3 protein-coding genes and 1 pseudogene are annotated in these 2,955 nt (G+C 74.8%); 2 read left to right on the top strand and 2 right to left on the bottom strand.

The window, feature by feature from the left end; genetic code table 11:
• Window positions 1–245 (top strand): annotated as a pseudogene (locus BJP40_RS34815) (IS5/IS1182 family transposase); the annotation flags it as partial.
• A gap of 61 nt (window positions 246–306) precedes the next feature.
• Here BJP40_RS34815 and BJP40_RS02305 read toward each other — a convergent pair.
• Both BJP40_RS02305 and BJP40_RS02300 read right to left on the bottom strand, forming a co-directional pair.
• Window positions 307–516 (bottom strand): hypothetical protein, encoded by a 210-nt coding sequence (locus BJP40_RS02305; protein ID WP_079169424.1) that lies wholly within the window; start codon window positions 514–516, stop codon window positions 307–309.
• A gap of 282 nt (window positions 517–798) precedes the next feature.
• Window positions 799–1,758 carry a LysR family transcriptional regulator gene (locus BJP40_RS02300; protein WP_071278208.1) on the bottom strand — a complete coding sequence of 320 codons (960 nt, stop codon included), beginning with the start codon at window positions 1,756–1,758 and terminating at the stop codon, window positions 799–801.
• Window positions 1,759–1,964: 206 nt separating this feature from the next.
• Here BJP40_RS02300 and snpA point away from each other — a divergent pair, with 206 nt between their 5' ends.
• The gene (gene snpA / locus BJP40_RS02295) at window positions 1,965–2,639 is read left to right on the top strand and encodes a snapalysin (RefSeq protein WP_071278206.1); all 675 of its coding nucleotides are present in this window, start codon (window positions 1,965–1,967) and stop codon (window positions 2,637–2,639) included.
• Window positions 2,640–2,955 lie beyond the last annotated feature (316 nt).

Here is a 2,955-nt window from a genome sequence, read left to right as displayed (position 1 = left end):
TTCTCCGCCGACCACCTCGCCTGGCTGCGCGAACGCGGAATCATCCCGCGCATCGCCCGCCCGGGCATCGAGTCGAGCGAACGGCTCCGCCGGCACCGCTGGAAGATCGAAAGGTCGACGCCTGACTCTTCGGCTACCGCCGCCTCACCGTCCGATACGAGCGAAAGGGCTCGCACTTCCTCGCCTTCCTCGGCCTGGCCGCCGCTCTGACCTGCTACAAGAAGCTCACAAGGATCACCACGTGAGACACCCTCTAAGTCGGAGGGTCAGACCCACCCGCAGCGTCACCACGTCACATCCTCACTGTCAGTCGGAGTCCGGGCCGGGGGCGGGGTGGCGGACGGCTTTCTTGAGGGCCGTTTCGACCTCGTAGCGGTTCTGACCGGTGGCATGGGCGTGGGCGGTGACGGCCGCCTGCACCTTCGCCGCCGTCTCCACCGTGAGGGCGCCCGCCTGCTGTTCCGCCCAGGCCGCGCGCTCCAGTTCGATCAGCTCGTCCGTGAGTTCCACTGCCACGACGGGATAGTAAGGGCAGGTCGGGGCGGGGGCGCCGCACGGTGTGTGAGCCGATCGTGTGGTGGCTCCACCACTGTCCGCCGGTACGGGTCGGCAGCCGGCAAGGGGCGGGTGCTGCCCGGTCGGGCGGTGCACCGGCGCGTGCCGCCCCGAGCTCCTCCGGGCCCCGCTGCGCCCTGCCTCCGAGATCGCCACCGCGGCTCATCCCCGCCACCCCGTGTGAGCCCCCGGGTACGGCAGGGCGGCAGGGCGCGGGCTGGCCGCGGGGTACCGCGCCAGGGCTCACCCCGGGCACAGCAGCGGGGATCCGTGGCGCAGCAGCCACTGCCGGTACGGCCCGGCCTGCAGGGCGGCCTCGCGGTAGGCGGCGGCCAGTTCGGCGTACGCCGTGTCGTACGCGGGCTGCTGCCCGTCGGGCGCCCGGTGGTAGAGGAGCAGCCGTACGGCCAGCGGGTCGTCCCGCAGCGGCCGGATGGCCATGTCGTCGCGGGGGCCGGACGTCGGCTGGCAGGGGGCGACGGCCTCGCCGACGACGATGAGCGAGGCCGCCGTGTGGTAGTCGGCGCACATCAGGGGCGGGTCGATCCCGGCGGCGCCGAGGACCCGGCGCAGGCCGTCCCACTCGCCGTCGACGCTGGGGTCGACCATCCAGCGGTCCTGTGCCAGGTCCGCGAGGTCGACGACCTGGGCGGCGGCGGCCGGGTGGTCGGGGGCCATGGACACGAACTGCGGCTCCCGCTCGACGAGGACGCGTGCGCGCAGGCCGTGCGGGACGCGCAGCGGGCAGCCCTCCACCTCGTGGACGAACGCCAGGTCGAGCTGGCCCGCGGCGACGGCGTGGAGCAGGGCGCCGGCCGAGACGTCCATGTGCAGGGTGACGTCGGTGCCGGGCAGCCGCTGCCGGAGCCGGCGCAGCCAGCCGGCGAGGGCCCGGCTCGCGGTGGAGCCGACGCGCAGCCGGGCGCCGTCGGTGCGGGCGGCTGCCGTGCGGGTCTCGGTGACCAGCAGTGCCATCTGCGCGACGAGGGGCCGGGCGCGGCCGAGGACGGTGCGGCCGAGCGGTGTGGGGCGGCAGCCGGTGCGGCCGCGGGTGAAGAGGGCGCCGCCGAGGGCGTTCTCGATGCGCCGGAGCTGGGTGGTGAGGGACGGCTGCGTCATGCCGAGGTGGCGCGCGGCCTTGTGCAGGCTGCCCGTGTCCGCGATGGCGCACAGCGCCCGCAGGTGTCTCACCTCCAGCTCCATGCCCTGAGCGTAGGGGGGTGCCGGTGCGACGCACCAGACGCTCCCGCGCCGCCATTTCCGGTCAGTCTTAAGGGAGTTGAGGGGGGTGATGCGTTCGTGCTATCGCCACTTGGCATCATTCCGCACCGGCCGGGGCCTGCCCGACACTCTGTCGCAGCCGGACGCGCCCACCCAGCCGTCCGGGCGGACAGACGAAGGAGCCCCCCATGAAGCCCCCCACCACGTACCTGAAGTCGGTGTTGGCGACCGCGCTCGGTGTCGCCGCCGCGTGCGCGGCGCTGCCGGCCGCCTCGGCCACCGCGGCCACGCCTTCCGCCGCTGCGCCCTCCGTCGCGGCGGCGGGATTCGCCGCGTACGCCGGCTCCGCCGAGAACGCGCAGGCCAACAAGGCGTTCTTCGAGGCCGTCATGGAGTCGGTCGCGAAGAAGCGGGCGGCGAACCCGGGCGCGCAGGCGGTCACCGTGGTCTACTCGGCCGCGAACGCGCCCAGTTTCCGCACGCAGATAGCGCGCTCCACGCAGATCTGGAACAGCTCGGTCAGCAACGTGAAGCTCCAGGAGGGCAGCAACCCCGACTTCCGCTACTACGAGGGCAACGACTCGCGCGGCTCGTACGCGAGTACCGACGGACACGGCCGCGGGTACATCTTCCTGGACTACCGGCAGAACCAGATCTACAACTCGACCCGGGTGACCGCGCACGAGACCGGTCACGTCCTCGGCCTCCCGGACCGCTACTCGGGGCCGTGCAGCGAGCTCATGTCGGGCGGAGGCCCGGGGCCGTCCTGCCAGAACGCCGTCCCGAACCAGCAGGAGCGCCAGCGGGTGGACTACCTGTGGCGCTACGGCCTGGCGGCGGCGTCCCCGGCGAAGGTGTCCTGACCCGCGGGCGCCACGCCGGACCCGGCGCGCCCGGCGGGCGCCCCGCCCCGCGAGGGGCAGCACCGGACCGGCGCGCCCCTGCGGAGGCCGCCCGCGCTGCGGGGGTCGCGTCGGGCGGGACACGTCCCCGGTGAGGCCGCCCGAGCCGGCGGCACCCCGCCCGCCGGCGTGCGGCGCGGACCGCGCGGCAGCCGCCGCACGGCGATGCCGTACAGCGGCGGGACCGTGCGACGGGCGCGTCGTGCGGGCGGTGTCACGCCGCGGGCCCGCGCCGGAGGGGCTGCCCCTCCCGTACGGCGCACGGTCGCGGGCCCGT

This window comes from Streptomyces sp. CC53, assembly GCF_001865245.1.
Classification (GTDB): Bacteria; Actinomycetota; Actinomycetes; order Streptomycetales; family Streptomycetaceae; genus Streptomyces.
The sequence above is the reverse complement of the archived record's forward strand: the minus strand, read 5'-3'. Positions and strand labels throughout refer to the sequence as shown.